The sequence below is a fragment of the Kribbella sp. NPDC104218 genome, from assembly GCF_055584105.1.
The window spans coordinates 240569-266995 of the sequence record NZ_JBVJMQ010000003.1 but is presented as its reverse complement, the minus strand read 5'-3'; the positions used below and the strand labels follow the sequence as shown (position 1 = coordinate 266995).

The following is a 26427-nucleotide window of genomic DNA, read 5'->3' as shown; positions in this document are numbered from 1 at the left end:
CGCGATGAGCTTCCGCCGGCTGACCGCCTACCTCGACGACTGCGTCACGACCGGCCGGGCGCCGGGCTCGATCGTGATCGTCACGCAGCGCGGCGAGATCGTCCACCAGTCCACCCACGGCGCTCGCGACGCGGACGGCGTCCACCCGGTCACCGAAGACACCGTCTGGCGGCTCTACTCGATGACCAAGCCGATCACGTCGGTCGCCGTCCTCATCGCCTGGGAAGCCGGGCTGCTCGACCTGGCGGATCCGGTCGAGCGCTTTCTGCCCGCCTTCGCCCGCCCCGGCGAACCGATCCGCATCCACCACCTGCTCACCCATACCGCCGGTCTGACCGTCACCGGCCTGGCGAGCAATCCGGTCGACGACGCCTACCGGGCCGCGGGGATCGCCCCGCTCGGCGCGCCCGACACCTACCCACTCGCGGAGCTCTGTGACCGGCTTGCCGAGCTGCCGTTGCTGTTCGAGCCGGGGACGGCGTGGAACTACTCCCGCGCGACCGATGTGCTGGCCCGCATCGTCGAGGTCGCGAGCGGTACGCCGTTCGACGTGTTCCTGGCCGACCGGATCTTCGCCCCGCTCGGTATGACCGCCACCGGCTACCGCAGACCACCGGCCGACCAGCTGGCCGCCCTGTACCGGCAGGACCCGCACAGCGGCCGGGCCGAGCTCCTGGACGATCAGCCAGGGCTGGTCGCGGGCGGCCACGGGCTCTACTCCACGGCCGCCGACTATCAGCGCTTCGTCCGGATGCTCGCCGACGCCGGGCAGGGATTGCTTGCCCCCGGCACCGTTCGGTTGATGACCGCGAACCACTTGCCCGGCGGCGCGACCCTGCGCGCGTTCAGCCACCCGCCCGGGAACACCAACGACAGCCACGCCGGGCGCGGCTTCGGGTACGGCGTCGCCCCGCTGCTCGACCCCACCGCCGCCGGTTCGCCGGCGGGCCGCGGTGAGTACGGCTGGGGCGGGGCCGCCGGCACCAACTTCTGGATCGACCCGGCGAACGACCTGACCGTGCTGTTCATGATGCAGGTCCTGCCGCCGCCGGCCGATCTCTGGCTCGCCGTCCGCCGGCTGGTGGGCTAGCTAGTCGTCGTCGGTGATGGTGGCGGTTCGGCTGGTGGGGAGGGGGAGGTCGGCGCGTTCGGCGTCGGTGAGGTTGAGGGTGAAGGTCTCGGTCGGTTCGGGGGTGGAGTCGTCGGTGAGCTCGAGGGTGAGGCCGGTGGTGGTTTGGCCGGGCTGGAAGAGGGCGAAGACGAAGCGGAGGGGCGGGCCGGTGCCGGGGTCGCCGGGGACGGTGTAGTCCTGGCGGATGGTGGCGGTGCCGTCGTCGACGGTGCCCGAGGCGTAGACGTAGACGTCGCTGGGGGCGGAGAGGGTGGCCGGGAAGGTGAGGACGCCGTCGCTCTCGGCGGCGGTGGCGGAGCCGATCGTCATCGTCGGGGTGGGGTCGTCGTCGGCGACTTTGACCTTGCCGAACGAGTCGGCGAGCTGGGCTTCCCGCGGGGCGGCGAGGACGAGGCTGACGAAGAAGTGGTCGTAGCTGTCGCGGGGATTGCCGGTCACGGTCAGCGGGAGCTGTTTGCGGGTCTCGCCGGGCGCGAAGGTGAGGTCGGCGACGGTCTTCGCGGTGTCGCCGGTGGACTCGGCGTGCACGGTCACCGGCCGGGCGCTCGGCCGCGACAGGGTGACCGCGACGTTGACGGTCTGTGTGCCCTCGTCGCCTTCCTGGATGGTGCCGCGGACACTGGACGCCGACAGCTCGGGCAGGCTGGTCGGGGCTGACCTGCCGAGACTCGGCGTCGAGAAGCTCAAGTCGGACAGGAAGACCGCGCCGGAGTCGAGCCGGTCGGTGCGCAACTCGATCGACCGGATGTCCCGCAGATCGACCGCCTTCAACGAGGCGGTCGGGATCCGGACCGTGCGGAGCAGGTTCTTCGGCAGACCCGTCCCCGGCGCGCCCGGCAGCCGCAGCAGCGCGTCACTGACCGCGGAGACCGCGACGGACGCCGAGCGCCCCCGGCCATCCACGACGCGCACGGTCAGATCGGACTTCGGCGCTCCGGCCGGGTCCGGAGCGGCGCGGAACGACAGCGCGGCGTACTTGCGGACGTCGCGCTGAGCCGCGGGTACGCCGACCTTGAGCGCCCCGCTGCGACCCGTCCAGCTCAGCTTCGTGACAGCCGTCGTCCGCGCCTCGGGCACGAACGCCGCGCCGACCCAATGCGGTGAGTTCCACGGCTCGTCGGTCGTCACACAACCACCCGGGCCGCTCGTCCCGGCGCAGACTCGCGCGGACGCCGCACCGGTCACGGCGCCGGCCGGCAGCTCCTGGTCGAAGCGCTCCACGTCGCGGCGAGTCGCCGCGGCGGCCTGCGCGACCACCCGGATGACGGCCTTACCGGCCGACTTCGGGTGGCTGTTGGTGCCGTCCAGCAACGGCAGCAGCGCGGTCTCGCGCCCGAGCTGCAACCGGAAGAACCCGGCGACGTACGCCGTCCCGACCGCCTGCTGCTCGACCGCGGTCAACCGGCTCGCGGACTTCGGCGAGCACGGGCCCGAGCCGGTGTCGAACCAGTCGTCGGACGACGGCGCCTCGGACTGCCCCGGCGTCCATTCGGTGTTGAAGAAGTTGTGGTTGGCGCCGAGCACGGTGACGGTCGACCGCGGCGCGGCGTCGCCGGTGACCGAGTATCGCGTGTCGTCGAAGAACTTCTGGCCCTGCAGGTCGGAGACGTCGCCGTCGCAGTACGGCAGGATCACGCTCATCGCGACGCCGGGAACGGTCGCGCGGGCGAAGTCGGTCGGCGCGAGCGGCAGGACCGCGCGAATCCCGTACTTGCCGCCGCGGTCCGCGTTCAGTGCGGCGGCGCGCGCGACGCCCTCGCCACCGCGCGAGTGCCCCATCAGGCCGATCGTGGTCAGGTCGACCTTCCCGACGTAGGCGCGGCCGAACGGGCCGCCGCCGGTCGTCGACCACCGCTGCCACAGGCCGAGGTGGTGCAGGATCAGCTCGGCGCGCGCCTGGGCGCCCGCGTCGTACGTCGCGGCGTCGGCCGCGTTCACCGCGTTGGCACTGATCGAGACGACCTGGTAGCCGTGGCTCGCGAGCGCCTTGGCCGGGGCGTCGTACCCGCGGTAGCTCGGGATCGGCTTCTCCCCCGCGGCGCACGGCCAGGGCCGGATCCCCAGCACCAGCCGGCCGCCGTAACAGACCTGATGCCGGCCGTGCAGGAAGAGCACCAGCGGCCGCTTACCGCGCGCGCCGACCGGCGTGTAGACCTTGCCGAGTACCTCGGCCTTGCGCTCCAGCCCGGACAGGTAGACGGCCTCCTCGCCCAGGTCGTACTCCGCCGTCCGGACGCCGTACGCACCCGGCGCACCGGGATCGACCGCCAGCGGCGGCCCCTGCGGCGCCTTCAGCCACTCCGCGTCGGTGTTGTCACCGACGGCCTGCCGCGCCGTCGTCCGGCCCGGCTGGACGAGCTCGATCTTCGTTGCCTTCAGCAACCCTTTGTCGGGGCTGATCAGCGAGAGCATCCGCTGGTCCGGCGACTGCCGGGCGACGCCGATCGGCACGCCGTCGGCCGCGAGGATCGGCAGCGCGTCGCGAACCGGTAGCGGCTCGTCCAGCACCAGCGTCACCCGGGCGCCCTCGGGCACCGCCTGAACTCGCCATCCCTTGCCTTGGGCAACTACTGGCTCGGGTGGCGCGGCCTGCGCGACCGGCGCCCCCAGCAGACCACCCAGCAACACGAGCACCGGTACTGAACGTCGCAACAGCCTCACAGCGCGTTCCCTTCAGCAAACAAGCAGACGCCGCAACTCTGCCGCAAACCACCGACAGAACCGAGCCGCTGGCAAGAACGTGCAATCCAGCCTGGTCAGTTGGCTGTCCGAGTGGCGTGTAACGAGGCGAGCAGGCGGAGACGGTCGGCGTCCGGGCTGTCGGGTTCGGCGGTGAAGACGAGCATGACGGGGCCGGGGTTGCCGGGCAGCGGGTAGGTGTCCCAGTCGAGGGTGATCTCGCCGACCTCGGCGGTCCGGAAGGTTCGGGTGCCACTGGTGGCGGTGGCGACGTCGTGCAGCGCCCAGAGGCGACGGAAGTCGGCGCTCTGGATCGAGAGCTCGCCGACGAGCGCGGTGGCGCGCGGATGGGTCGGGTCGGCGGCGACCGCGCTGCGCATCATGCCGATGTATTGCAGCGCTTGGTTCTCCCAGTCCGGGCAGCGCCACTCACTCGCCTGTTGCTCGTCGAACATCAGCAGCAGGAGGTTGAGCCGTTCGGGTGCGAAGGCGTCGAGATCGCCGAGCAGCGCCTCGGCCATCGGGTTCCAGTCCAGGACGTCGAGGTGCCGCCCGAGGACGACGACCGGGACGTCCATCGCCGGTAGCAGCCGCCGGGTGCTGTCCGGCACCCACTCCGGCGCCCGCTCGACCGGGGCGGACGCCGGGCGGCGCGCGGCGTACGCGAGCGTGAAGAGATGCCGGCGCTCCTCGGCGTCCAGACCGAGCGCTTCGGCGATCGCACCGAGGACCTCGTCGGACGGGCGGACGTCGCGGCCCTGCTCCATCCGCTGGTAGTAGTCGGTGCTCAGCCCGGCCAGCAGCGCCAGCTCCTCGCGGCGCAGCCCGGTCACCTTCCGCCGGCCGCCGGGCTCCAGACCGACGTCCTGCGGCCGCAGCCGGCTGCGGCGGGCGCGCAGGAAGTCACCGAGTTCGCGAGCGTACGGATGAGCCATGTCCCCAGTGTGCAGACTCCGCGGCTCAGCTCACTAGGTCTGTCAGTCCCACGGAATCTTGCCAATTCGGCAACAGAGTTTGTCAAACCCGGTGCGAACGCCGACGCTGGGAACATGACGACAGCAGAAGCACACTGGGACGAGCGGTACGCCGAGAGCACCCGGATCTGGAGCGGGAAGCCGAACGCGGCGCTGGTGGCCGAGCTGGCCGGGACGGCCCCCGGCCGGGCGCTCGATCTGGGCAGCGGCGAGGGCGGGGACGCGATCTGGCTGGCGCAGCAGGGCTGGCAGGTGACGGCGGCCGACGTGTCGCCGATCGCACTCGGGCGGGCCGCCGAGCACGCGCGCGAGGCCGGGGTTGCCGATCGGATCGAGTGGCAGCACCACGAGCTCGGCAAGACGTTCCCGGCGGGCACGTTCGACCTGGTCTCGGCGCAGTTCCTGCACTCGACGATCGAGCTGCCGCGGGTGGAGATCCTGCGCGCGGCGGCCGCCGCGGTGGCGGTCGGCGGCATCCTGCTGATCGAGGGCCATCTGGGGTTCCCGGACAAGTCGCGGCAGCACGACCACGCCGAGGTGCATTTCCCGACGCCGGCCGAGGTCGTCGCGGACGTCGGCCTCGACGACGGCCGGTGGGAGATCCTGACCCAGGCCGCGCACGACAGCGTCAAGGTGATCGACGGCAAGGAGCTGCATTACCAAGATGGCACCGTGAAGGCGCGCCGGCTGTCCTAGGGCGTCGGCGTCTCGGTCGGCGTCGGGGTGTCCGAGGGTGTCGGGGTCGGCGTCGGCGTGGGAGTCGGCGTCGGGCTCGCGGACGGCGTCCGGGACGGGGTCGGCGTCGGAGTCGGTGTGGGGGTCGGAGTCGGCGTGGGCGTCGGGGTAGGAGTCGGCGTGGGGGTGGGCGTCGGCGTCGGGGTGGGCGTCGGTCCCTCGGTCGGCTGCGTGGGCTGCGACGTCTCCGTCGGCTCCGGAACGATCGGCGTACTGACGTTGGAGCTCGGCCGCGGGCCGATGTCGACCGTCGGCGGGACGTCGTCGTTCTTCGGCAGCAGGACGGCGGCCGTCGCGGCGGCCGCGATCAGCAGCACGCTGGCGGCTGCGATCAACCACGTCGTACTCGCCCGCGGCTGCTTCTTCTTCGGCGCGACGACCGGCGCCGGGGTCAGCGGCTCGGTCGGCTGGCTGGCAACCGGCGTCGTCACCGCGGACGCCCAGCGGCCGGTGGCCAGCTGCTCGGCAGTCGGGCGCGCCTCCGGGTCCTTGGCGAGCATCTGCATCAGCACGCTCTCCAGCGGCGAGACCGGCTCGTTGCGCAGCTCGCTCGGCGGCACCGGCTCGGCGTCCACGTGCTGATAGAGGACGGCGGTGGGGTGCTCGCCGGTGAACGGCGGCCGCCCGGTGACCAGCTCGTAGAGAACGCAGCCCAGCGCGTAGACGTCGGCCGCCGGACCAGCCGGCCGGCCCTGCGCCCGCTCCGGCGACAGGTAGTACGGACTGCCCAGCACCTGGCCGGTGACTGTCAGCTCGTGCGTCTCCGCGCCCGGGACCTGCGCGATCCCGAAGTCCGCGACCTTGATCCGCCCGTCGGCGGCGGTCAGTAGGTTGCTCGGCTTGATGTCGCGATGGACGACGTCCTGCGCGTGCGCGGCCGCAAGCCCGAACGCGGCCTGCCGGACGATCCGGATCGCGCGCTCCCAGGGCATCGGGCCGCCGTCCGCCAGCTCGGCGGCGACCGAGCGGCCCTCCACCAGCTCCATCACCAGATACCAGGCGTCGTCGTGCTGGCCGAAGTCGTAGACCGCCACGATGTGCGGATCGCTCAGCCGCGCGGCCGCCTGCGCCTCCCGGCGGAACCGCTCGGCCGCCGAAGCGTCGGTCCCGGAGCGCAGCATCGTCTTCACCGCGACCACCCGGCCCAGGGCCTCGTCAGTGGCCCGGTGCACCTCTCCCATTCCGCCACGGCCGAGCGACTCGCCCAGCCGGTACCGCCCTGCGATCAACATCCGTTCCCCGTACCCACCCGTCCACGCGGCTACCCGCTCGTCCGGGCGCCAACGACGAAACTACTCGATCTGTGCAACTTCTACTGACAAAGATGCATCAGTGGACGGATAAGTTGTCTCAACCGGCAGCGGGCGGCTCGACCCCCAGCTCGCGCAGGGCCGCTGCGTACCGCTCGATGTTGCGCAGTTTGACGGTCTCGTAGCCGCGAACCAGGTCCGGCAGCTCCGCGAGCTGGACGGCGCGCTCGTACGACGCCGCGGTCAGCTCGGCAGCCAAGGTGCCGACCAGCGCGCGGTAGTGGTCGCGCAGCGCACGCTCCACCTTACGGAGGTGGGCGTAGCCGAAGAGGTCCGCGCGGGTGCCGCGTAGCGGCTTCAGGCGGGCCAGGATGCGGAGCGCGCCGTGCGACTTCGGCCCGAAGGAGATCTTCTTCTCCCGGCCCATCGCGCGGAGCACCGGCGGGTGCAGCTTGAACGAGATGACGCCGTCCGGGAAGGACTCCCCCGTCGAGGCGAGGAACTCCGGGTCGGTGAGCAGCCGGGCGACCTCGTACTCGTCCTTGTAGGCGGTGAGCTTGAAGAGGTTCCGGGCGACGGCCTCGCTGAAGCGGGTCTCCGTCGTGACGGCCCGCTCGGCGGCGGCGACCTTGGCGATCGCGTCGACGTACGCGTCGGCGAGTTTGACGCTCTGGAAGCCGACCAGATCCGTCGCGCGGCGGCTCACCAAGCGCAGCAGCTCGCCGTCGAGACCGGCGGCCGCGACCGAGGCCGGGACTTCGCGGACGACCGGCCGAGCGGACGTCGCACCGGCGGCGCGGAAGGCTGCGGGGTCGGTGACGGCGACGCGGCCCCAGCGGAAGGCGCCGATATTCGCGGCGACCGCCGTCCCGTTGATCGTGATCGCCTCCTCGATGGCCGCGGCGGGCAGCCGGAGCGCGCCGGTCTGGTAGGCGGCGCCGACCAGGAGGAAGTTCGCGGCGATCGTGTTGCCGAAGAGCCGGTCCGCGGCCTCGAGCGCGTCGAAGTCGAAGACGTCGGCGCCGGCGGTCCGGACGCGGGCCAGCAGGCCCGCCTCGTCCGGGTGCTGGACGGCCGGGTCGTAGACCATCGCACCGGTCGCCGTCCGGCTGGTCGAGACCACGACGCGGGTCGCGGCACTGTTGCCGTAGGCAAGGTTCCGGTCCTCGGCGAGCGTCAGCAGGTCGAAGCCGAGCAGGCAGTCGGCCGCACCGGGCGTGAGCCGGTTGGCCGGCTCCAGCGTGCCCTCGGCGAACCGCAGGTGCCCGGTGACCGGGCCGGCCTTCTGGCTCAAGCCGGTCTGGTCGAGCGACTCGGCGGCGTACCCGGCCCGCAGCGCGGCCGTCGCGAGCACCTGGTTGACCGTGACGATGCCGGTGCCGCCGATTCCGGCCATGAAGACGTTCTGGGTGCCAACGACGCGGTCCTCGGCACTGCTCGGCGCAACCGGCGGCGGGGTCGGGAAACCCTTCCGGGCCTTGGGTTTCGCCTTCCCGCCCGGCGCGGTCTCGACGGTGACGAACGACGGGCAATCGCCGTCCAGGCAGCTGTAGTCGGTGTTGCACGACGTCTGCTCGATGCGAGTCTTGCGCCCGTACTCGGTCTCGACCGGCTGCACGGACAGGCAGTTGCTCTTCACGCCGCAGTCGCCGCAGCCCTCGCAGACGGCCTCGTTGATCACGACGCGCTGTGTGCGGGCGGGCAGGGTGCCGCGCTTACGCTGCCGGCGCGCGTCCGCGGCGCAGTGCTGGTCGTAGATCAGGACCGTGACGCCGGGGACGTCGCGCAGCATCCGCTGGGCCTCGTCGAGGCGGTCGCGGTCCCACAGCAGGGTGCCGGGGGCGAGGTCGCGACGGCGGTGCCGGCCCGGCTCGTCCGCGCAGACGACGATCTTCCGGACGCCTTCGGTGTGCAGCTTGCGGGTCAGCTGCGGGACGGTCAGCGCGCCCTCGGCGTCCTGGGCGCCGGTCATCGCGACGACGTCGTTGTAGAGCACCTTGTAGGTGATGTTCACCCCGGCGGCGATACAGGCCTGGACGGCGAGCTGGCCGGAGTGGAAGAACGTGCCGTCGCCGACGTTCTGGAAGATGTGCCCGGCGTCGGTGAACCAGGCCTGACCGATCCACTGCGCGCCCTCGCCGCCCATCTGGGTGACGCCGGTGACAGCACTGTCGTCGCGGTCGGAGATGGTGACCATCGCGTGGCAGCCGATGCCGCCGCCGCCCATCGAACCCTCAGGCAACGCGGTCGACCGGTTGTGCGGGCAGCCACTGCAGAAGTACGCCGAGCGGCTCGTCGAGAGCATCGGCAGCGGGGTGCGCTTGGCGGCCGGCGGTGTGATCGCAACCAGGCCGGTCAGCAGGTGCCGCAGCGGGGCGAGCAGGCGGCCCGACGTCAGCTCGCCGTCGGCGGGGATCAGCGCGCGGCCGGCGGCGTCCCGTTTGCCGAGGATCTGCGGGGCGTTCGGCGTCCCGTAGAGGAGGTCGCGGATCTGGGTCTCGACGAACGACGTCTTGTCCTCGACGACGACGATCCGGTCCAGGCCGGCGGCGAACTTCTCGATACTGCCGGCGGCGACCGGGCTCATCAGGCCGAGCCGGAGTACCCGGATCCCGGCCTGAGAGAGCGCTTCCTCGGTGACGCCGAGATCCGTCATCGCCTGCCGCATCGAGTCGTAGCAGCTCCCCGAGGCGACGAAGCCGACGGTCGCGTGGGCCGGGTCGACATCGGTCACGTCGAGCCCGTTGGCAACGGCGTACGCGCGGACGAGCTCCGTGCGCGGGCCGACCAGATCGGCCTCGGCGCCGACGATCGCATCCGGGCGCAGGACCATCGGGCGCTGGGCGTAGGTGTACGGCTTGCCGTTCCACTCGATCGTGGGAACGACCGGGAGAACGCTCTCTGGGCCGACCGCCCAGGCGCCGTCGGCGACATCCGCGACGATCTTGAGCGCGACGACGCAACCCGTCGTCCGGGACATCTCGATCGCGTGCAGGCCGAGCGTGACGATCTCGGCCGCGTTCCGCGGGAACAGGACCGGGATTCCCAGCGCGGCCAGCGACCGCTCGCTCACCGCCGGCACGGTCGACGACTTGGACGCCGGGTCGTCGCCGACCAGCAGCACGGCGCCGCCGCGCGGATTGACGCCGTACATGTTGGCGTGCCGCAGCGCATCGGTCGCGCGGTCCACGCCGGGGCCCTTGCCGTACCAGAAGCCGGTGACGCCGTCGTGCGTGCCGCTACCGCGCGGCAGCTCGATCTGGCTGCCCCAGACTGAGGTCGCGGCCAGCTCCTCGTTGAGACCGGGGACGAACCGGACGTCGTTCTCGGTCATCACGGACTGCAGGTCGGCGAGCAGCTTGTCGAGGCCGCCGAGCGGGCTGCCCTGGTAACCGGACACGAAGGTCGCCGTCCGCAGGCCGCGGCGCCGGTCCAGCGCGCGATGCTCGACGAGCAGCCGCGCGATCGCCTGGACGCCGGTCAGCAGCGTCGAGGGCCCGGACGGACGGAAGCGGTCGTCGAGGTCGTACGGCGGCGGGGTCAGCCGCTCGACGGTGATCTCGGCGGGGGCGATGGCGGTCATCGGCTCTCCAGGGGTCCGCGCGGCAGTTCCGACGAGCCTGCGGTCTGGGTGGGCCGGATCACAAGAGTCGCCGCCGAGTTTGGCGACGATCCGCAACCCCTACGACGGCCTGACCGCTGTGAGCGCAACAAACCTCCTGCTCCGGGTAGAGTCTGTTGCGTGCCCGAACCTGCGACTCTTGACGCCACCGACCGCGAGATCCTCGGCCTGCTGCAGGAGAACGCGCGCCGGCCGCTGCGCGAGATCGCGACCGCGGTCGGCCTCACCGTCGCCCCCGTCCAGCGCCGGATCGCCCGGCTGGAGAAGCTCGGCGTGATCGAGCGCTACACGGTTCAGATCAACCACGGCCGGATCGCCACCGGTATCGAGGCGATGACCGAGCTGCACTTCGCCGACGATCTCGACCTCGCGCAGATCATGGAGTTCGTCGCCCAGATCCCCGAGGTCAAAGAGGTCCTGACCCTGGCCGGCGACCCCGACGCCCTGGTCCGCATCCAGGTCGAAGGCGTCGAAGACCTCCGCCGCGTCGTCAGCTCCCTCCGCTCCGCCGAAGCCATCGCGAGCACCAAGACCCTCGTCGTCCTAGAACAATGGACCCGCCGCGGCTGACCCTCAGCGCGTCGCCGCAGCGATCACCTTGGTCAGCCGGGCCTGGATATCCATCAGCTCACCGACGTCCATCCCCAACCGCTCGACGATCGCCGGCGGCACCTCAAGCGCCTGCTCGCGCAACCTGCGCCCCTCCGGAGTGAGCGCGACGGCCAGCGAGCGCTCATCGGCCGTGGAGCGATTGCGCTCCAGCAACCCCGCGGCCTCGAGGCGTTTCAGCAACGGCGACAACGTGGCCGGCTCGAGCTGCAGCAGGCCAGAGAGCTCCTTCACCGAAACCGGCTCCTGCTCCCAGAGCGCCAGCATCACCAGATACTGAGGATGCGTCAGCCCCATCGGCTCCAGCACCGGCCGATACAGCGCAATCACCGTCCGCGCGGCCACCGCGAGCGCAAAACAGACCTGATGCTCGAGCGCCAACGGGTTCGGGCCCGGAGTGATGTCCGCCATGTGGTGAGTGTACCAATCTTCTGTAGACTAACAATTAGTCCACTAAGTAACGAGGAGCCACGATGGAGCAGGTACGCCGCCGGCGACAGCCCCGCCCGATGAACGTCGAAACCGTCCAGCGCTGGGTCGCCTCCGCCATCCTCTTCCACGTCGGCAGCGTCCCCGCCGTCACCCTCGCCGTCTACAGCATCGGCATCGCCGCCGACGACTTCGGCCGCGGCGTAGGCCTCTGGCTCATGTCCGGCGTCATCGGCCTACTCACCGTCGCCGGCATCCTCGCCATCTTCCGCCGCACCCCCCTCTCCCCCTGGCTCCTGGCCGGCATCTCCCCCACCATCGCAACCGGCTTCTTCATCTTTTGACCTACGGCGTTCAGACCAGCGCGCTGGGAGGCAGCGCGCCGGTGTCGAGCATGGCGGCGACCCTGACGACGTGGCGGCTGAGCCGGGCGCAGTCCGCGGCTGACAGCTCGGTACGGCTGATCATCATCGCGCCGGCCGACGGAAGGCCGCGAAGGTCGAGGGCGACGTAGACGCCGACGGTGCGATCGAGCGGATCCAGGAACTGGTCGAACAGATACCAGGTCAGACGTTCGTGTGAGTCCGGATTCTTCAAGGTCACATAGCGGACCATTCCGGCGCGGTCGGACAGCTGGCCTTCGTAGTACAACCGGCTCATCGTATCCGAGCCTGGAGCCCGGACGGTTCGGACGTTCAGCCGCCCGGTGAACAGCGAGTACGTGACCTCGAGCTTACGCATCCGGATCTCACCGGAGCCCGTCGTACTCCGGTGGTAGGCGTACCAGGTGCCGAGGTACTTGTGGCGGCCGGGTTGGCGCCTGAAGCGGATGAACAGCCAGAGCGGACGGCCGAACAGCGGGGTGAGGCCGAGCAGGAAGCCCGCGAACACCTCGACCCAGTTCACGTTCTGCATGAGCCACCTCCGGAAGGAGCGTCGGCTGATGTCAACGATCTCAGAATGTGCCTGAACGCAGCCGGCCAGGATTCACCTGCCGGCCGCTGTCACTTCGGCATCTCGGCCCCACGGACGCGGTTCCTGTGGTATGTCAGCGACACCTGGCCGATGATTGAGTGATGGCCGATCGCAGCCGGAGCGGGAGCAGACCAGCTGCTCTGCGCGATCGAACGCCGCTCAATGCCCGCTCCGTCGATACGCGGGTGCGAGCAGCCTGGATGCTTCGGGCGCACCGGACGGCGGCCGGGCTGAGCCGCGCTCAGCTCGTCGATCGCCTCCGGCAACTCGACGCGGTGACGAGCTCTCGCCGATTGGCGGAAATCGAGGGCGGACGGCGTCGATCCGCCCGGCTCACCAGCTGGTACGAACTGGCTCTACAGCTCCCACCTGGCTTGATGGCAGCCCCCATCGACATCCTGTACCGCAGTTTCGCGGCCAGTCCACCCGAGCTCGATCCGCTACCCAGCCCGGCCGATCCGGCTCAACGCCTCGCGATCTTGGACGCGGTCGACACCGAGCCCGTCACCGGCAGCGATTGGTGGCAGTGGGCGCACCTCATCCATGACGTGCCCGTCGCCAGCCGCGAACTGCTCGGGCGCACGCAGCGATTGATCAGCGAGCTCGGTCGGAGCGTGGGAACCGGGTATCCCCTGCGCTACGAGGCACTGTCCCAGTTGCGGTCCGGACCGCAGGGCGCCGTCGTCCTCGAGGCAGCGAGCCGGGCGATCGCTCATCCGCACGTCCAGGCCATCTCCGACCTGGCCAGCGCAGTGGCCGAGAAGGCCGACGCGCAGGGGTGGGCCTGGGCCGTGGCACGACTCGGCGACCAGCGACGCAACGTCGTCCATGCCGGCGTTCTCGCGATCGAGAACATGTCCAGCCTGCGCGGTTTCGACCCCGATCTGTGGTTCGAGCTGACCGAGCCGTTCGTCGACGCCTACAACGCGGCGCCGCTGTCCTCACGGAGCTCGCTGTCGCAGCTGTTCCATCTTCTCCCGCCCGTGCACGCAGCGGGTATCCGGCGATATCTGGACCAACCGCCCCATCCCCGGACCGAGCTACCGCAACTCAGCGAGACCCGCGTCAACACCCACTGGTCGCAATGTCAGCTCCACGCACAGGCGTTGTCGGCGAGGCTCGGGCTTCCCGACGAGGATCTGCTGGCGCGGCTGATGTTCGATGCGCTGTTCGGATCGGCGGAGACCACGGCGGTCACCAGCGGGATGATGCTGACCAACGCGCCGTACGCCGACGAGATCAGCGCGGCTTTGGCCGACACCGCCGCGCGCACCGCGGAACCGCAGCTTCGCGAACGCGCCTGGTGGCGCCTGGTCGGCATGAACAGCGGGCACGCGCCGCCGACGGCACGGAACATCGTCGATCTGGTACTGCGCGCACAGGCCGGCCGCGAACCGGATCCGCTCGCGTTGCAACAAGCCCTGGCCGCGCAGCCCATCCACAGTGAGCGAATCTGCTATGCCGCCGGAATGGCCGCCAGCTCCGTTCTGGACCGCTGGCAGCGCGCCGCCGATCCAGTTCTTGCGGGCACCGCGAGCTGGTGGATCGCCGAGGGCCCCCGCATCTGCGACGACTAGTTGGCGCGATTTTTTAGTACGATCGTGAGATAACGACCCCCTGGGCGTGGCAGCATCGCGGGATGGCACAGATACATCCGACGGCGGTGGTGGGCGCGGCGGCCGAGTTGGCTGCGAATGTGGTGATCGGGGCGTACGCGGTGGTGCATGACGGGGTGCGGTTGGGGGCTGGGGTTTGGGTGGATGCGCATGCGGTGGTGGGGGGTGCGCCGCAGGATTTGGGGTTTCGGGGTGGGGGGACGTTTGTGGAGGTGGGGGCGGGGACGGCGATCCGGGAGGGGGCGATCGTGCATCGGTCGACGGATGTGGAGCGGCCGACGCGGATCGGGGCGGGGTGTTTGATCATGGGGCAGACGCATGTGGGGCACGACTGTCAGGTGGGTGATGGGGTGGTGATCACGCAGCAGGCGGCGCTCGGGGGGCATGTGAGTGTGGGTGATGGGGCTGTGGTGGGTGGGATGACCGCGGTGCATCAGCGGGTGCGGATCGGGGCTCGGGCAATGGTCGGGGCTCTGGCGAAGGTGACGCGGGATGTGTTGCCGTTCAGTTCGGTCGATGGGAATCCGGCTACGCATCGGGCGTTGAACGTGGTCGGGTTGCGGCGGTCGGGAGTGACGGACGAGGACGTCCAGGTGCTGCGGATGGCGTTCGGGCAGTTGCGAGCTGGGGGCGAGGTCAGTGGGGAGCATGTGCTGGTGCGGGAGTTGGCGGGGTTCCTGCAGGCCGACTCGGCGCGCGGGATCGCGCCGTTTGCCCGGCAACGGGCGGCGTGATGGAGTGGTCGCTGGGCGAGTTGGCCGAGTTGCTTCAGGTGTCGGTGGGTCGTTCGCCGGAGTACGTCGTCCGCCGACCGGTTCCAGCTGATTCGGACGACCCCGAGGGCATCACCTTCGCCGGGGACGCCAAGTACTTGCGCGTCGTCGCGGCGCACGGCGCGGGTGCGGTGATCGTTCCGGCCGGGACGACGATCGATCGGCCGCATCTGGTGGCCGCGGATCCGCGCGCCGCGTTCGAAGCGCTGCTCGCGATGTGCCGCCGCCCGCTGCCTACGCGGGCGGGCGTCCATCCGACCGCGGTCGTCGATCCGGGCGCCGACGTCCACGGCACGGCGTCGGTCGGGCCGTTCGTCGTGATCGAGCGTGGTGCGCGGATCGGCGCCGGGGTGCAGATTCTTGCCCATGGCTACATCGGCCCGGACTGCGTGATCGGCGCCGACACCGTCGTCCATCCGCAGGTTGTGCTCTACCAGGACGTCCAGGTGGGGGCGCGCTGTGTGGTGCACGCGCAGGCTGTGCTGGGCGCCGACGGCTTCGGGTTCCGGTGGGATGGTCAGGTGCAGCGCAAGGTCGAGCAGGTCGGTGGCGTGGTCATCGGGGACGACGTGGAGATCGGCGCGGGCAGCGCCGTGGACCGGGCTACCGCCGGGGCGACCGTGGTCGGGGACGGCGTAAAGCTCGACAACCAGGTGCAGATCGGGCACAACGCCCGGATCGGCGCGCACAGCGTCATCTGCGGGCAGTCCGCGGTCGGCGGCAGCGCCGTCCTGGGCGAGCGGGTGACGATGGGCGGTCAGAGCGGCGTCGGTGACCACGTCCGGATCGCCGACGGCGCGACCCTGGCCGCGAACACCGCAACGGTCCGCGACCTGCCCGAGGCCCAGGTGTACTACGGGACGCCGGCCCGTCCGCTCGCCGAGGGACTCCGGATCGCGGCCCGCCTCCCGCGGCTGGTGCGCGACGCATGAGACAGACGCTGTCGGACGCCGTCCGCATCGACGGCCACGGACTGCACACCGGACGGCCCGTGCGGGTCGTCATCCACCCCGGCGACGACGGCATCGCATTCCGGTACGACGGCACGCGTGTCCAGGCGACACCGGACGCCGTCACCAGCACCGACCGCAGCACCGCCCTCGGCGGGATCGCCACCGTCGAGCATCTGATGAGCGCGCTGGCCGGTCTGGAAATCACCGACGCGGAGATCGAGCTGTCCGCGCCGGAGCTTCCGGCACTCGACGGCAGCGCCGCCGATTTCGTTACCTGCTTGACGAATCGGCAGCCGCTGGAGCCGGCCGAGATCGCCGTCCCCCGCGAGCTGTTCCTCCAGGACGGCGATGCGTGGATCCAGGTGCGGCCGGGCAGCGGCCGGTGGTCGTACACCTTCGACACCCAGACCTTCGCCTGCACGCTCCCCACCGACTACGTCGCCGAGGTCGCCCGCGCCCGGACGATCGCGCTCACCCACGAGGTCGCCGCCCTGCGCGCCCGCGGGCTCGGTCAGGGCCTCGACCTCGGCTCCGTCGTCCTGATCGACTCCGAGACCGGTGCCTACGGCAACGAGCCGCGCTATCCGGACGAGCCGGCCCGGCACAAGCTCCTGGACCTGATCGGCGATCTGGCCCTGTCCGGCGTCTCGGCCCGGCGCCTCGACGTGACGGCGTACCGGACCGGGCACCGGGTCGCCACCCGGATGGCCGCGCTGCTCAGACCCTGGCCAGCGCGCGGCGCAGCGGATCGAGGCCGAGCGAGCCGAGGTTGAGCGCGTCGCGGTGGAAGCTGCGCAGATCGAAGTCCGCGCCCTTGCGCTGCTCGGCCTCGGCGCGTGCCTGCAGCCAGATCCGCTCGCCGATCTTGTACGACGGCGCCTGGCCCGGCCAGCCGAGGTAGCGGTTCAGCTCGGCCTTCAGGAACGCGGTCTCCAGCCGTGAGTGCGCGCGCAGGAACTCGAAGCCGAGGTCAGCGTTCCAGCGCTCCCCCGGCCGCCAGCCGAACGGGTTGTCCTTCGGGATCTCCAGCTCCAGGTGCATCCCGATGTCGACGACGACCCGCGCGGCGCGGAAGCCCTGCGCGTCCAGCATCCCGAAGCGGACGCCGGGCTCGTCCAGGTAACCCAGCTCCTCCATCAGGCGCTCGGCGTACAGGCCCCAGCCCTCGCCGTGCCCGGAGACCCAGCAGCCGACGCGCTGCCAGCGGTTCAGCAGATCGGCGCGCAGCATCGTCTGGCCGACCTGGAGGTGATGGCCGGGAACGCCTTCGTGGTAGACGGTCGTGACCTCGCGCCAGGTGGCGAAGTCCTCGATCCCGGCCGGCACGGCCCACCACATCTGGCCCGGCCGCGTCTTCAGGTCCTCGCTCGGCGGCGTGTAGTAGATGACGCCCTCGGACGTCGCCGCGATCTTGCACTCGATCCGCGCGATCTCGTCCGGGATGTCGAAGTGCTTCCCGCCCAGCTCGCGGACGGCGCCGTCCGCGAGCTCCTGCATCCAGTCGCGGAACGCCTCCTTGCCGTGGATCTTGCGGGCCGGGTCGGCGTCCAGGATGGCGGCCAGCGCCGGGATGCTCCGATCGCCGTCGTTCAGCGCGGCGGCGATGGTCTGCATCTCGCCCTCGATCCGGGCCAGCTCCTGCCAGCCCCAGGCGTACGCCTCGTCGAGATCGAGGGTGGCGCCGATGTGGTCGCGGGAGGCGAGCTGGTAGACCTCGCGGCCGACGGCGTCCCGGCTCGGCGCGTGCGGCAGCAGCTCGGTGGTCAGCCACTGGCCGAACTGCCCGAAGGCCTTGCTCGCCTCGATCGCGGCCGCGTCGACCCGCGCCTTGACCGGTGAGTCGGGCGCGTTCGCGGTCAGGCCGCGGAAGTAGTCGTTGCCCTCGGCACCGGTCCACTCGGCGATCCGGTCGGCCAGCACCTGGATCTGGCGGGCCGCCGACACCCGGCCGGCCGCGGCCTGCTGGCGCAGCGTCTCGCGGTAGCCGTCCAGGGTCGCGCCGACCTGACCGAGCCGGTTGCCGACGTTCTCCCAGTCCTCGTCGGTGGCGGTCGGCATCAGGTCGAACACCAGCCGCAGCTCGACCGGGACGCAGGAGATCCCGTTCAGCTCGTACTGCGGGACGCCGGCGTCCAGCCGCTCGGCGGTCAGCTCGATCCGCTCCAGCAGCGCGTCCTTGGCGGTCTCCTCCCGGAACGACGACACCTCGACGGCCTTCGCCGCCGCGATCGTCGTCCGGTGCAGGTCGATCAGGGCCGCGAACCCGTCCGGCGAGCGGTCCGGGAGGCGGTCGTCGTACCCCTGCATCCCCATGATCGTGGCCGCGGCCGGCGACAGCTCGGCATGGGCGGCGAGGAAGCGCTCGGAGAGCTCGTCGATCGGGCTGCTTGGTGTCATCGAGTGACCGTACAACCGCGACCGGACCGACCGGAATGCCTTGCTGCGCAGGTTTTCCCGCACCTTTCGGAGGGTTTTCGGGACGGTCGAATTCAAACCAGCGTTGGCATCAAACGACCGCCGGAAATGGGGTCCGGACTCCATGGTTCGCCGCCCCGCGGCTGACCAGACTTGACCGCACGTCAGCCGCTGCGGCGGAGGTGGTCAGGAGGTCGAGGTGTCTGGTGCCGGAGTTCTTCGAGTGGCTGGACGGAGTCGGTCGTTGCGCGCCGCGGACATAGCGGCCGGGCTGCCGACGGTGACGATGTTCGACCCGGTCGTCCGGGCCGTGCAGCTGATGGCCGTCGGACGGATGCCGGGGCTGGTCGTCGTCGATGACGGCGGCCGGCCGCTGGCCGTGCTGCCCGGCTCGCAGGTGCTGAAACTGAGCATCCCGGTCGCGTTCCAGGAGGACCCGATGCTGGTCCGCGCCGTCGACGAGCCGTCGGCGGACGTCTTCTGGCGCCAGCTCGGCGGGATGACGGTCGGCGACTGCCTGCCACGCCCGGTGGCCAGGCCGCTGGTGGTCACCGCGGACGCGACGCTGCTCGAGGTCGCCGCGCTGATGGCGCGCGCCCGCAGCCCGCTGGTCGCGGTCGTGGACGCCGACCTGGCGCTGACCGGCGTGATCACCCTCGACCGGCTGCTGACCAGCCTCGCGGTCGCGGGCCTCGGCGACCCGCCGGGTGACGTGTGAGGCAGTTCGTCGCGCTCGGCATCTTCATGGTGGCGTTCTTCTTCATCGCCACCGAGAAGGCGAACAAGGTCAAGGTCGTCCTGATCGGCGCCGCCGTGATGCTGGTCCTCGGCCTCGCGCCGGGGACCGAGGTGTTCTTCTCCGAACACGAGGGCATCGACTGGAACGTCATCTTCCTGCTGCTCGGGATGATGATCGTGATCGGCGTCGTCAAACAGACCGGGCTGTTCGACTACCTCGGCATCTGGGCGGCGAAGCGGTCGCAGGGCCGGCCGTACCGGCTGATGGTGCTGCTGATGGCGCTGACCGCCGTCGCGTCGCCGTTCCTGGACAACGTCACCACGATCATGCTCGTCGCGCCGGTGACGATCGTGGTCTGCGAACGGCTCCGGATCGCGCCGCAGCCGTACCTGATCGCCGAGGTGCTGGCGTCGAACATCGGCGGCGCGGCGACGCTGATCGGCGATCCGCCCAACATCATCATCGGCAGCCGGGCCGGCCTGACCTTCAACGACTTCCTGGTGCACATGGCGCCGATCGTGATCGTCGTCTTCGCGGTGTTCGTGCTGATGTCGCGGGTACTGTTCCGCAAGAGCCTGCGCTACAACCCCGAGAACGTGGCCGCCGTCCTCGCGCTGCAGGAGCGGCGCGCGATCCGCGATCCGCGGCTGCTGGCCCGCTGCCTGGCGGTGCTCGCGGTGATGATCGCCGGCTTCTCGCTGCACTCGGTCCTGCACATCGAGCCCGCGCTGGTCGCACTGATCGGCGCCGGGGTGATGGTGCTGGTCGCGCGGGTGGAGGTGTCCGACGTCCTGCGTGAGGTGGAGTGGCCGACGCTGGTCTTCTTCATGGGGCTGTTCGTGATGGTCTCCGGTCTGACCCACACCGGGCTGATCGCGACCATCGGCGACTGGGCCGTGGCGGCGATCGGCGACCGGTACCTGCTGGCGGCGACCGCGCTGCTGTTCGGCTCCGGCGTCCTGGGCGCGTTCTTCGACAACATCCCGTACGTCGCCACGATGACGCCGGTCGTCGAGGGCGTCGTCCAGGAGGCGCCGGACCCGAAGACCGGCCAGGCGCTGTGGTGGGCCTTCGCGCTCGGCGCGGACTTCGGCGGCAACGGGACGGCGGTCGCCGCGAGCGCCAATGTGGTTGCCCTGGGCATCGCCACCCGGAGCGGGCACCACATCACCTTCTGGCAGTTCACTCGGTACGGCATCGTCGTCACGGCGTTCAGCATCGCGATGGCTTGGGGGTACGTGTGGCTGCGCTACTTCACCTGATCGGCGACCGCCCGCAGGACCCAGGGCGTCAGCTCGACCTCGGCGGTGTCGATCCGCGGCGTCCCGATCAGGACGCCGGGCGCCGCGCAGCCGACGTCCAGCGCGGCGCCGGTGAAGTCCGCGACGCTGCTGGCGGCGATCAGCTCGCCGAGCGTCCGTTCGACCTGGTCGACGGCCAGCTGGATCGGATCCACGGAGTCGGCCGCGGCCTGCCACGGATCGACGACCTGGACGTCGACCTCACCGGCCAGCCGAAGGTCGACGCCGTCCGCCGTCCGGCCCGCCACGAAGAACTGCTGCCGGGTCGGTGCCGTCGGCAACCACAGGTAACGCTCGAGCAGCGGCAGCCGGAGAACCAGCCCCGAGCGCACCACCCGCCGCGGCTGTCCGGCCCGCAGGACGACGGCCAGGCGGCCCTTCCCGGCGACGCGCGGCTCAGCAGCCGCGACGACTCCGAGCAGCAGCAGGATCATCAGTACCGCCCACGGATGCGCACCGGGCGGGTCGAACACGGTCGTTGCGAGATTCATCATGGTCGCTCCTGTTCGCTCTACCTCCAGTCTTGCGGCGCGGCGGCGCGCGCAACATCCGTGCCGCCACCCACTTCCGGCCGGTCGGATGGACAGCCCGGGAGCCGCTGATGGAGTCTGGAGTGGTGCACACGGGAAGCGGAATGCCTTTGTACTGGCGGGTCTGCCTGATCAACGGACTGGTGTTCGTGGTCGGGACGGTCGCCCTCGCGCTGGCCCCGATCACGGTGTCGGCGACCGTGCTCGTCTCGGAGCTGGTCGTGCTGGTGTTCGGGCTGATCGGCATCGTCGTGCTCAACTCGATCCTGCTGCGGACCAGCCTGGCGCCGCTCGATCGGCTGATCCGGCTGATGGACACCGTCGATCTACAACGGCCCGGCCAGCGGCTGCCCGTCGCCGGCAGTGGCGCGGTCGGTCAGTTGCTGCGCGGGTTCAACGCGATGCTCGAACGGCTGGAGACCGAGCGCAGTACCAGCAACGCCAAGGCGCTGGCGGCTCAGGAGGCCGAGCGGCAACGGATCGCCCGCGAGTTGCACGACGAGATCGGGCAGGGGCTGACCGCCGTCCTGCTCGGGCTCAAGCAGCTCTCAGGCCGGGTGCCGGCCGAGGCGCAGACGGATCTGCACGACGTCCAGGAGACAGCTCGCGCGACGCTGGACGAGGTGCGCAGCGTGGCCCGCCGCCTGCGGCCCGGCGTCCTGGAGGATCTTGGCCTGCACAGCGCGCTCGCGGCGCTCGCGACCGAGTTCTCGGCGCATGGTCTGCGGGTTCGCCGCGCCACCTCCCCCGGCCTGCCCGACCTCGGCGCCGAGCGCGACCTCGTCGTCTACCGGGTCGCCCAGGAGGCCCTGACGAACGTCGCCCGGCATGCCGACGCTCGCACGGTTCGCCTGGCGCTGCACCGTCAGGGCCCGGCCGTCGTGCTCACCGTGGACGACGACGGCCGCGGGCTGCGGGGAGCCGCCGAGAACACCGGTATCCGCGGGATGCGGGAGCGCGCGCTACTGGTCGGCGCCGAGCTGACCGTCGGCGCGAGCGAGCTGGGCGGTACGGCGGTCCGCCTCGAAGTCCCGGGGGCGGACCGATGATCCGCATCCTGCTGGCCGACGACCACGCGCTGGTCCGCCGCGGCGTCCGCCTCATCCTCGACAACGAGCCCGACCTCCAGGTCGTCGCCGAAGCCGGCGACGGCGTCGAAGCGCTCGCCGCGGTCCGCGAGACCGAGATCGACCTCGCCGTCCTGGACGTCGCGATGCCGCGGATGACCGGCCTCCAGGTCGCGCGCGAGCTGTCCCGCCGGCGCGAGCCGCCGCCGATCCTGATGCTGTCCATGTACGACAACGAGCAGTACTTCTTCGCCGCGCTCAAGGCCGGCGCCTGCGGCTACGTCCTCAAGTCCGTCGCCGACCGCGACCTCGTCGACGCCTGCCGCGCCGCCGGCCGCGGCGAGTCCTTCCTCTACCCCGGCGTCATGAGCACCCTCGTCCGCGACTACCTGGACCGCGTCCGCCGCGGTGACCGCGTCCCCGGCCAGGTCCTCACCGACCGCGAGGACGAGGTCGTCAAACTCATTGCCGAGGGCCACGCCTCCAAGGAGATCGCCCAGCTCCTCACCATCAGCATCAAGACCGTCGAGCGCCACCGCGCCAACATCCTCCAGAAACTCGGCATGCGCGATCGCACCGAACTCACCCGCTACGCCATCCGAGCCGGCCTCATCGAGCCCTGATCGCGCGCGGATAGGGTTCGGGTATGGCGAACAGCGTGTATGTGGCGTCGGTGGAGGGGGCTACCGGGAAGTCGACGGTGGCTCTGGGGGTGCTGCAGCAGTTGTCGCGGCGGGCGGAGCGGGTGGCGGTCTTCCGGCCGGTGGTGCGGCCGGGAATGCGGCATGCGGGGCGGGATTATGTGCTCGAGCTGCTGACGGCGCATGACGCGGTGGAGCTGACGTACGAGGAGTGCGTGGGGGTTTCGTACGAGCAGGTGCACGCGGATCCGGATGCCGCGCTCGGGCTGATCGTGCAGCGGTACCACGAGGTCGCCGAGCGGGCGGACGCCGTGCTGGTGGTCGGGAGCGACTACACCGATGTGGGGACGCCGACCGAGTTCTCGTTCAACGCGAAGATCGCGGCGAACCTGGGGACGCCGGTGCTGCTCGTGCTGAACGGTTTTCGCCGGACGCCGTCCGATCTGCGGGCGATCGCGGAGATGGCGGCCGGTGAGTTGCGGGCGAACCACGGCACGCTCGCGGCGGTCGTCGCGAACCGGGTGACGGGTGAGTTGCCGGAGGCGGTGGGCGCGTTGTCCGGTATCGGCGTCCCGGCGTTCGCGCTGCCGGAGGAGCCGGTGCTGTCGCAGCCGATGGTGTCCGACCTGCTGCCCGCGGTGGAGGGCCGGCTGCTCAGTGGTGATCCGGCGTTGCTGAGCCGGGAGGTGACCGGGCTGGTCGTGGCCGGGATGACCATGCCGAACGTGCTCGACCGGCTCTCGGACGGCGCCGCGGTGGTGACTGCCGGCGACCGGCCGGAGGTGGTGCTCGGCGTCCTGATGGCGCATGCGTCGCTCAACTTTCCGCAGATCTCGGCGGTCTTCCTGAACGGCGGGTTCGAGCTGCCGCCCCAGGTGCAGCGGCTGATCGACGGGCTCGGCGTCACGCTGCCGATCGTCGACACCACGCTCGACACCCAGGCCACGTCGGCGGCGCTGACCGCCGTCCGCGGCCGGCTGGCGAAGGACTCGCCGCGCAAGATCGAGGCCGCGCTGACCCTGTTCGAGCGCAACGTCGACAGCAACGCGCTGCTCGACCAGCTCGAAGTGGTGCGCAGCAGCGCGGTCACGCCGCTGATGTTCGAGCACCAGCTGATCGACGAAGCGGTTGCCCACCGCAAGAACATCGTCCTGCCCGAGGGCGAGGAGGAGCGGATCCTGCGCGCGGCCGACACGCTGCTGCGCCGCGGAGTCGCCGACCTCACCCTGCTCGGCAATCCGGTCGCGATCAGCGCGAAGGCCGCGGCCCTCGGCGTCGACGTGACCGCGGCCCGGCTGATCGACCCCGAGCACGACCCGCTCGCCGAGGAGCTGGCCGTCGAGCTGCAGCGCCTGCGCGCACACCGCGGCGTCGATCTCGAGCGGGCCCGCGAGCTGGTCCGCGACGTGTCGTACTTCGGCACGATGATGGTCCAGCTCGGCCACGCCGACGGGATGGTCTCCGGCGCCGTCCACACCACCGCGCACACCATCCGGCCGGCGCTCGAACTGGTGAAGACCGTGCCCGGCGTCTCGGTGGTCTCCTCGGTGTTCTTCATGTGCCTGCAGAACCAGGTGCTCGTGTACGGCGACTGCGCGGTCAACCCGGATCCGTCGGCCGAACAGCTCGCCGACATCGCGCTCTCCTCGGCCGCGACCGCCGTTGCCTTCGGCATCGAGCCGCGGGTCGCGATGCTGTCCTACTCGACCGGCGCCTCCGGCTCCGGCGACGAGGTCGAGAAGGTGCTGAAGGCAACGAGCATTGTCCGGGACCGGGCGCCGGAGCTGCTGGTCGAGGGCCCGATCCAGTACGACGCCGCGATCGACGCCGCCGTCGCCAGGACCAAGCTGCCCGGCTCGCCGGTGGCCGGCCGGGCGACCGTGTTCGTCTTCCCCGATCTGAACACCGGCAACAACACCTACAAGGCGGTCCAGCGGTCCGCGAACGCCGTGGCGGTCGGCCCGGTCCTGCAGGGGCTGCGCAAACCCGTCAACGACCTGTCCCGCGGCGCGACCGTCCGCGACATCGTCAACACGGTCGCCATCACGGCCGTCCAGGCCGAGCAGGGAGCCCGCGGTGAGTGACCACGTCCTGGTGATCAACGCCGGCTCGTCGTCGGTGAAGTACAGCCTGATCGACGGGCGGACCGGCGAAGCCGCGGCGTCCGGTCTGGTCGAGCGGATCGGTGAGAGCCAGGGCCGGCACGTCCATCACGGACCGAGCGGCGACACGGAGACCGAGCGCGCGATCGCCGACCACGAGGACGCGCTCCAGGGCGCGCTGGACGCGTTCGAGGAGCACGGGCCGTCGCTCGACGGCCTCGACCTCGCGGCCGTCGGTCATCGCGTCGTCCACGGCGGCGCGCGGTTCGGCGCGCCGGCGCTGATCGACGACGAGCTGGTCGCCGCGGTCACCGAGCTCGTCCCGCTCGCGCCGCTGCACAACCCGGCGAACCTCGAAGGGATCGCGGTCGCCCGGCGGCTCTTCCCCGACCTCCCGCAGGTCGCGGTGTTCGACACCGCGTTCCATCAGACGCTGCCCGAGCCCGCCTACACGTACGCCGTCCCGCTCACCTGGCGCGACGACCACGGCGTCCGGCGCTACGGCTTCCACGGCACCTCCCACGCGTTCGTCTCCCACGAGGCCGCCCGCCTGCTCGGCCGGGACGTCGCCGACGTCAACCTGATCGTCCTGCACCTCGGCAACGGCTGCTCGGCCTCCGCCGTCCGCGGCGGCCGGTCGGTCGAGACCTCGATGGGCCTCACCCCACTGGAGGGTCTCGTGATGGGCACCCGGTCCGGCGACCTCGACCCCGCCGTCCCGGCGTACCTCACCCGCGAGCTCGGGCTGACCGTCGACGAGGTCGACCGGCAGCTCAACTCGGCCTCCGGGCTCAAGGGCCTGGCCGGCGCGAACGACTTCCGTGAGGTGCTCAGGCTGCGCGCGGACGGCGACGCCGGCGCCGCCCTCGCCTTCGACGTCTACTGCCACCGCCTGCGCAAGTACGTCGGCGCCTACTACGCCGTCCTCGGCACGGTCGACGCGATCGTCTTCACCGCCGGCGTCGGCGAACACTCCCCCGCCGTCCGCGCCGCCGCCCTGTCCGGCCTCGAACGCCTCGGCATCACCGTCGACGACGCCCGCAACGACTCCGGCGACACCCGCGTCTCCCCCGACGACAGCCCCGTCGCCGTTCTCGTCGTCCCGACCAACGAGGAGTGGCAGATCGCCCGCGAAGCCCTGGACGTCGTCCGTCAGGACAACGCGGCGAGGTAGCCGCGCAGCAGGTCGTCGAGGTTGTGGTGCGTGCGGTCGACCTCGACGATGTGCCAGCGGACGGCGGGGTTCGCGTGGACGACGGCGGACAGGTCCAGGACGCCGTCGCCGAACGGAACGAGGTAGTCGTCCATGCCTTGCGCCGGGCCGTCTTTGAGGTGGAGGTACTCCACGCGGCCGCCGAGGCGCGCGGCGAGCGCCGCGGGGTCAACGCCGGCGGTTCGGGCCCAGTAAGTGTCGAGTTCGAGGACGACGGACGGGTCGAGGTCGGCCAGGAGCAGGTCGTAAGCGTCGCGGCCGTCGAAGGTGTTGCGGAACTCGGCGAAGTGGTTGTGATAGCCGATGCGGATGCCGTACGCGGCGGCGTTGGCCACGGCCGCGTTGATCCGGGCCGCTCCCCGGCGGACGCCGTCCAGCGTCGTGAACTCGTCGGGTTCGAGGCTCCAGATCAGGGTGTCGGCGCCGAGTTCGGCGTACCGGTCGAGGATGGCGGTGGCGTCGGGTCCGTGTGGGAAGGGCGCGTGCGCACTGCAGAGTTCGAGGCCGAGGGCGTCCAGACGGGCGCGGACGGCGGCCGGCGGGTGGCCGTAGAGCTCGTAGGTCTCGACGGCGGTGAAGCCGAGGTCCGCGACCCGTTGGAGGGTGCCGAGCAGGTCCTGCTGGGCAGCTGAGTGCAACGACCACATCTGCAAGGCGATGGACACAAGCGCA

General features: G+C 71.1%; 23 protein-coding genes. 14 read left to right on the top strand and 9 right to left on the bottom strand.

The genetic code is table 11. The features are described from left to right. The first annotated feature begins 4 nt into the window (after window positions 1-4). Window positions 5-1090 carry a serine hydrolase domain-containing protein gene (locus tag ACZ6ZD_RS26230; RefSeq protein WP_465676555.1) on the top strand — a complete coding sequence of 362 codons (1086 nt, stop codon included), beginning with the start codon at window positions 5-7 and terminating at the stop codon, window positions 1088-1090. Here the strand turns inward: ACZ6ZD_RS26230 and ACZ6ZD_RS26225 are convergent, their stop codons facing one another. Beyond that, complete coding sequence (locus ACZ6ZD_RS26225; RefSeq protein ID WP_465676554.1) at window positions 1091-3793, bottom strand: Calx-beta domain-containing protein; 2703 nt, start codon at window positions 3791-3793, stop codon at window positions 1091-1093. Between the two features lie 95 nt (window positions 3794-3888). Next, window positions 3889-4746, bottom strand: coding sequence for a helix-turn-helix transcriptional regulator (locus ACZ6ZD_RS26220; RefSeq protein ID WP_465676553.1), 858 nt, complete (start codon window positions 4744-4746; stop codon window positions 3889-3891). Window positions 4747-4860: 114 nt separating this feature from the next. On the opposite strand from ACZ6ZD_RS26220, the gene ACZ6ZD_RS26215 reads away from it, so the two are divergent. Beyond that, window positions 4861-5481 (top strand): methyltransferase domain-containing protein, encoded by a 621-nt coding sequence (locus ACZ6ZD_RS26215; protein WP_465676552.1) that lies wholly within the window; start codon window positions 4861-4863, stop codon window positions 5479-5481. Here ACZ6ZD_RS26215 and ACZ6ZD_RS26210 read toward each other — a convergent pair. Then, a complete protein-coding gene (locus ACZ6ZD_RS26210; RefSeq protein WP_465676551.1) occupies window positions 5478-6752 on the bottom strand; it encodes a serine/threonine-protein kinase in 1275 nt (424 codons plus the stop codon). The two genes, ACZ6ZD_RS26215 and ACZ6ZD_RS26210, sit on opposite strands and share 4 nt — an antisense overlap. Window positions 6753-6870: 118 nt before the next feature. Next, window positions 6871-10353 carry an indolepyruvate ferredoxin oxidoreductase family protein gene (locus ACZ6ZD_RS26205; RefSeq protein WP_465676550.1) on the bottom strand — a complete coding sequence of 1161 codons (3483 nt, stop codon included), beginning with the start codon at window positions 10351-10353 and terminating at the stop codon, window positions 6871-6873. Between the two features lie 159 nt (window positions 10354-10512). Here ACZ6ZD_RS26205 and ACZ6ZD_RS26200 point away from each other — a divergent pair, with 159 nt between their 5' ends. After that, the gene (locus ACZ6ZD_RS26200) at window positions 10513-10962 is read left to right on the top strand and encodes an Lrp/AsnC family transcriptional regulator (RefSeq protein WP_465676549.1); all 450 of its coding nucleotides are present in this window, start codon (window positions 10513-10515) and stop codon (window positions 10960-10962) included. Between the two features lie 3 nt (window positions 10963-10965). On the opposite strand, the gene ACZ6ZD_RS26195 is transcribed toward ACZ6ZD_RS26200, so the two are convergent. Then, entirely contained in the window at window positions 10966-11412 is a 447-nt protein-coding gene (locus ACZ6ZD_RS26195) for a MarR family winged helix-turn-helix transcriptional regulator (RefSeq protein ID WP_465676548.1), read from the bottom strand. A 62-nt stretch (window positions 11413-11474) separates the two neighbouring features. Between ACZ6ZD_RS26195 and ACZ6ZD_RS26190 the strand changes: the two genes are divergently transcribed. Then, on the top strand, window positions 11475-11774 hold the full coding sequence (locus ACZ6ZD_RS26190; RefSeq protein WP_465676547.1) for a hypothetical protein: 300 nt from the start codon (window positions 11475-11477) through the stop codon (window positions 11772-11774). Between the two features lie 10 nt (window positions 11775-11784). On the opposite strand, the gene ACZ6ZD_RS26185 is transcribed toward ACZ6ZD_RS26190, so the two are convergent. Further along, entirely contained in the window at window positions 11785-12345 is a 561-nt protein-coding gene (locus ACZ6ZD_RS26185) for a hypothetical protein (protein ID WP_465676546.1), read from the bottom strand. 260 nt (window positions 12346-12605) lie between these two features. Here ACZ6ZD_RS26185 and ACZ6ZD_RS26180 point away from each other — a divergent pair, with 260 nt between their 5' ends. The 4 genes from ACZ6ZD_RS26180 to ACZ6ZD_RS26165 all read left to right on the top strand — a co-directional run bounded on the left by ACZ6ZD_RS26180 (window position 12606) and on the right by ACZ6ZD_RS26165 (window position 16520). Beyond that, the gene (locus ACZ6ZD_RS26180) at window positions 12606-13982 is read left to right on the top strand and encodes a hypothetical protein (protein WP_465676545.1); all 1377 of its coding nucleotides are present in this window, start codon (window positions 12606-12608) and stop codon (window positions 13980-13982) included. A gap of 62 nt (window positions 13983-14044) precedes the next feature. Then, on the top strand, window positions 14045-14755 hold the full coding sequence (locus ACZ6ZD_RS26175; protein ID WP_465676544.1) for an acyl-ACP--UDP-N-acetylglucosamine O-acyltransferase: 711 nt from the start codon (window positions 14045-14047) through the stop codon (window positions 14753-14755). Beyond that, complete coding sequence (gene lpxD / locus ACZ6ZD_RS26170; RefSeq protein WP_465676543.1) at window positions 14755-15726, top strand: UDP-3-O-(3-hydroxymyristoyl)glucosamine N-acyltransferase; 972 nt, start codon at window positions 14755-14757, stop codon at window positions 15724-15726. Before ACZ6ZD_RS26175 ends, lpxD begins: the two co-directional genes overlap by 1 nt. Next, entirely contained in the window at window positions 15723-16520 is a 798-nt protein-coding gene (locus tag ACZ6ZD_RS26165; protein ID WP_465676542.1) for a UDP-3-O-acyl-N-acetylglucosamine deacetylase, read from the top strand. Before lpxD ends, ACZ6ZD_RS26165 begins: the two co-directional genes overlap by 4 nt. On the opposite strand, the gene ACZ6ZD_RS26160 is transcribed toward ACZ6ZD_RS26165, so the two are convergent. Further along, window positions 16465-18144, bottom strand: a complete 1680-nt coding sequence (locus ACZ6ZD_RS26160; RefSeq protein ID WP_465676541.1) for a DUF885 domain-containing protein — start codon at window positions 18142-18144, stop codon at window positions 16465-16467. The two genes, ACZ6ZD_RS26165 and ACZ6ZD_RS26160, sit on opposite strands and share 56 nt — an antisense overlap. Before the next feature lie 241 nt (window positions 18145-18385). Here ACZ6ZD_RS26160 and ACZ6ZD_RS26155 point away from each other — a divergent pair, with 241 nt between their 5' ends. Together ACZ6ZD_RS26155 and ACZ6ZD_RS26150 are read left to right on the top strand one after the other, a co-directional pair. Next, window positions 18386-18880 (top strand): CBS domain-containing protein, encoded by a 495-nt coding sequence (locus ACZ6ZD_RS26155; RefSeq protein WP_465676540.1) that lies wholly within the window; start codon window positions 18386-18388, stop codon window positions 18878-18880. Beyond that, a complete protein-coding gene (locus ACZ6ZD_RS26150) occupies window positions 18877-20163 on the top strand; it encodes an ArsB/NhaD family transporter (protein WP_465676539.1) in 1287 nt (428 codons plus the stop codon). The genes ACZ6ZD_RS26155 and ACZ6ZD_RS26150 overlap by 4 nt, the downstream gene beginning before the upstream one ends. On the opposite strand, the gene ACZ6ZD_RS26145 is transcribed toward ACZ6ZD_RS26150, so the two are convergent. Further along, complete coding sequence (locus tag ACZ6ZD_RS26145; RefSeq protein ID WP_465676537.1) at window positions 20151-20696, bottom strand: SPFH domain-containing protein; 546 nt, start codon at window positions 20694-20696, stop codon at window positions 20151-20153. The two genes, ACZ6ZD_RS26150 and ACZ6ZD_RS26145, sit on opposite strands and share 13 nt — an antisense overlap. A gap of 140 nt (window positions 20697-20836) precedes the next feature. Here ACZ6ZD_RS26145 and ACZ6ZD_RS26140 point away from each other — a divergent pair, with 140 nt between their 5' ends. Genes ACZ6ZD_RS26140 through ACZ6ZD_RS26125 form a run of 4 tightly spaced genes read left to right on the top strand, consistent with a single transcriptional unit; the run spans window position 20837 to window position 25716 of the window. After that, window positions 20837-21781 carry a HAMP domain-containing sensor histidine kinase gene (locus ACZ6ZD_RS26140; protein ID WP_465676535.1) on the top strand — a complete coding sequence of 315 codons (945 nt, stop codon included), beginning with the start codon at window positions 20837-20839 and terminating at the stop codon, window positions 21779-21781. Next, a complete protein-coding gene (locus ACZ6ZD_RS26135) occupies window positions 21778-22422 on the top strand; it encodes a response regulator (protein ID WP_465676533.1) in 645 nt (214 codons plus the stop codon). Before ACZ6ZD_RS26140 ends, ACZ6ZD_RS26135 begins: the two co-directional genes overlap by 4 nt. Before the next feature lie 23 nt (window positions 22423-22445). Next, a complete protein-coding gene (gene pta, locus ACZ6ZD_RS26130) occupies window positions 22446-24524 on the top strand; it encodes a phosphate acetyltransferase (protein ID WP_465676531.1) in 2079 nt (692 codons plus the stop codon). Beyond that, window positions 24517-25716 carry an acetate/propionate family kinase gene (locus ACZ6ZD_RS26125; RefSeq protein WP_465676529.1) on the top strand — a complete coding sequence of 400 codons (1200 nt, stop codon included), beginning with the start codon at window positions 24517-24519 and terminating at the stop codon, window positions 25714-25716. The genes pta and ACZ6ZD_RS26125 overlap by 8 nt, the downstream gene beginning before the upstream one ends. Here the strand turns inward: ACZ6ZD_RS26125 and ACZ6ZD_RS26120 are convergent. Then, a complete protein-coding gene (locus ACZ6ZD_RS26120) occupies window positions 25695-26420 on the bottom strand; it encodes a sugar phosphate isomerase/epimerase family protein (RefSeq protein ID WP_465676527.1) in 726 nt (241 codons plus the stop codon). The two genes, ACZ6ZD_RS26125 and ACZ6ZD_RS26120, sit on opposite strands and share 22 nt — an antisense overlap. Between the last annotated feature and the right edge of the window lie 7 nt (window positions 26421-26427).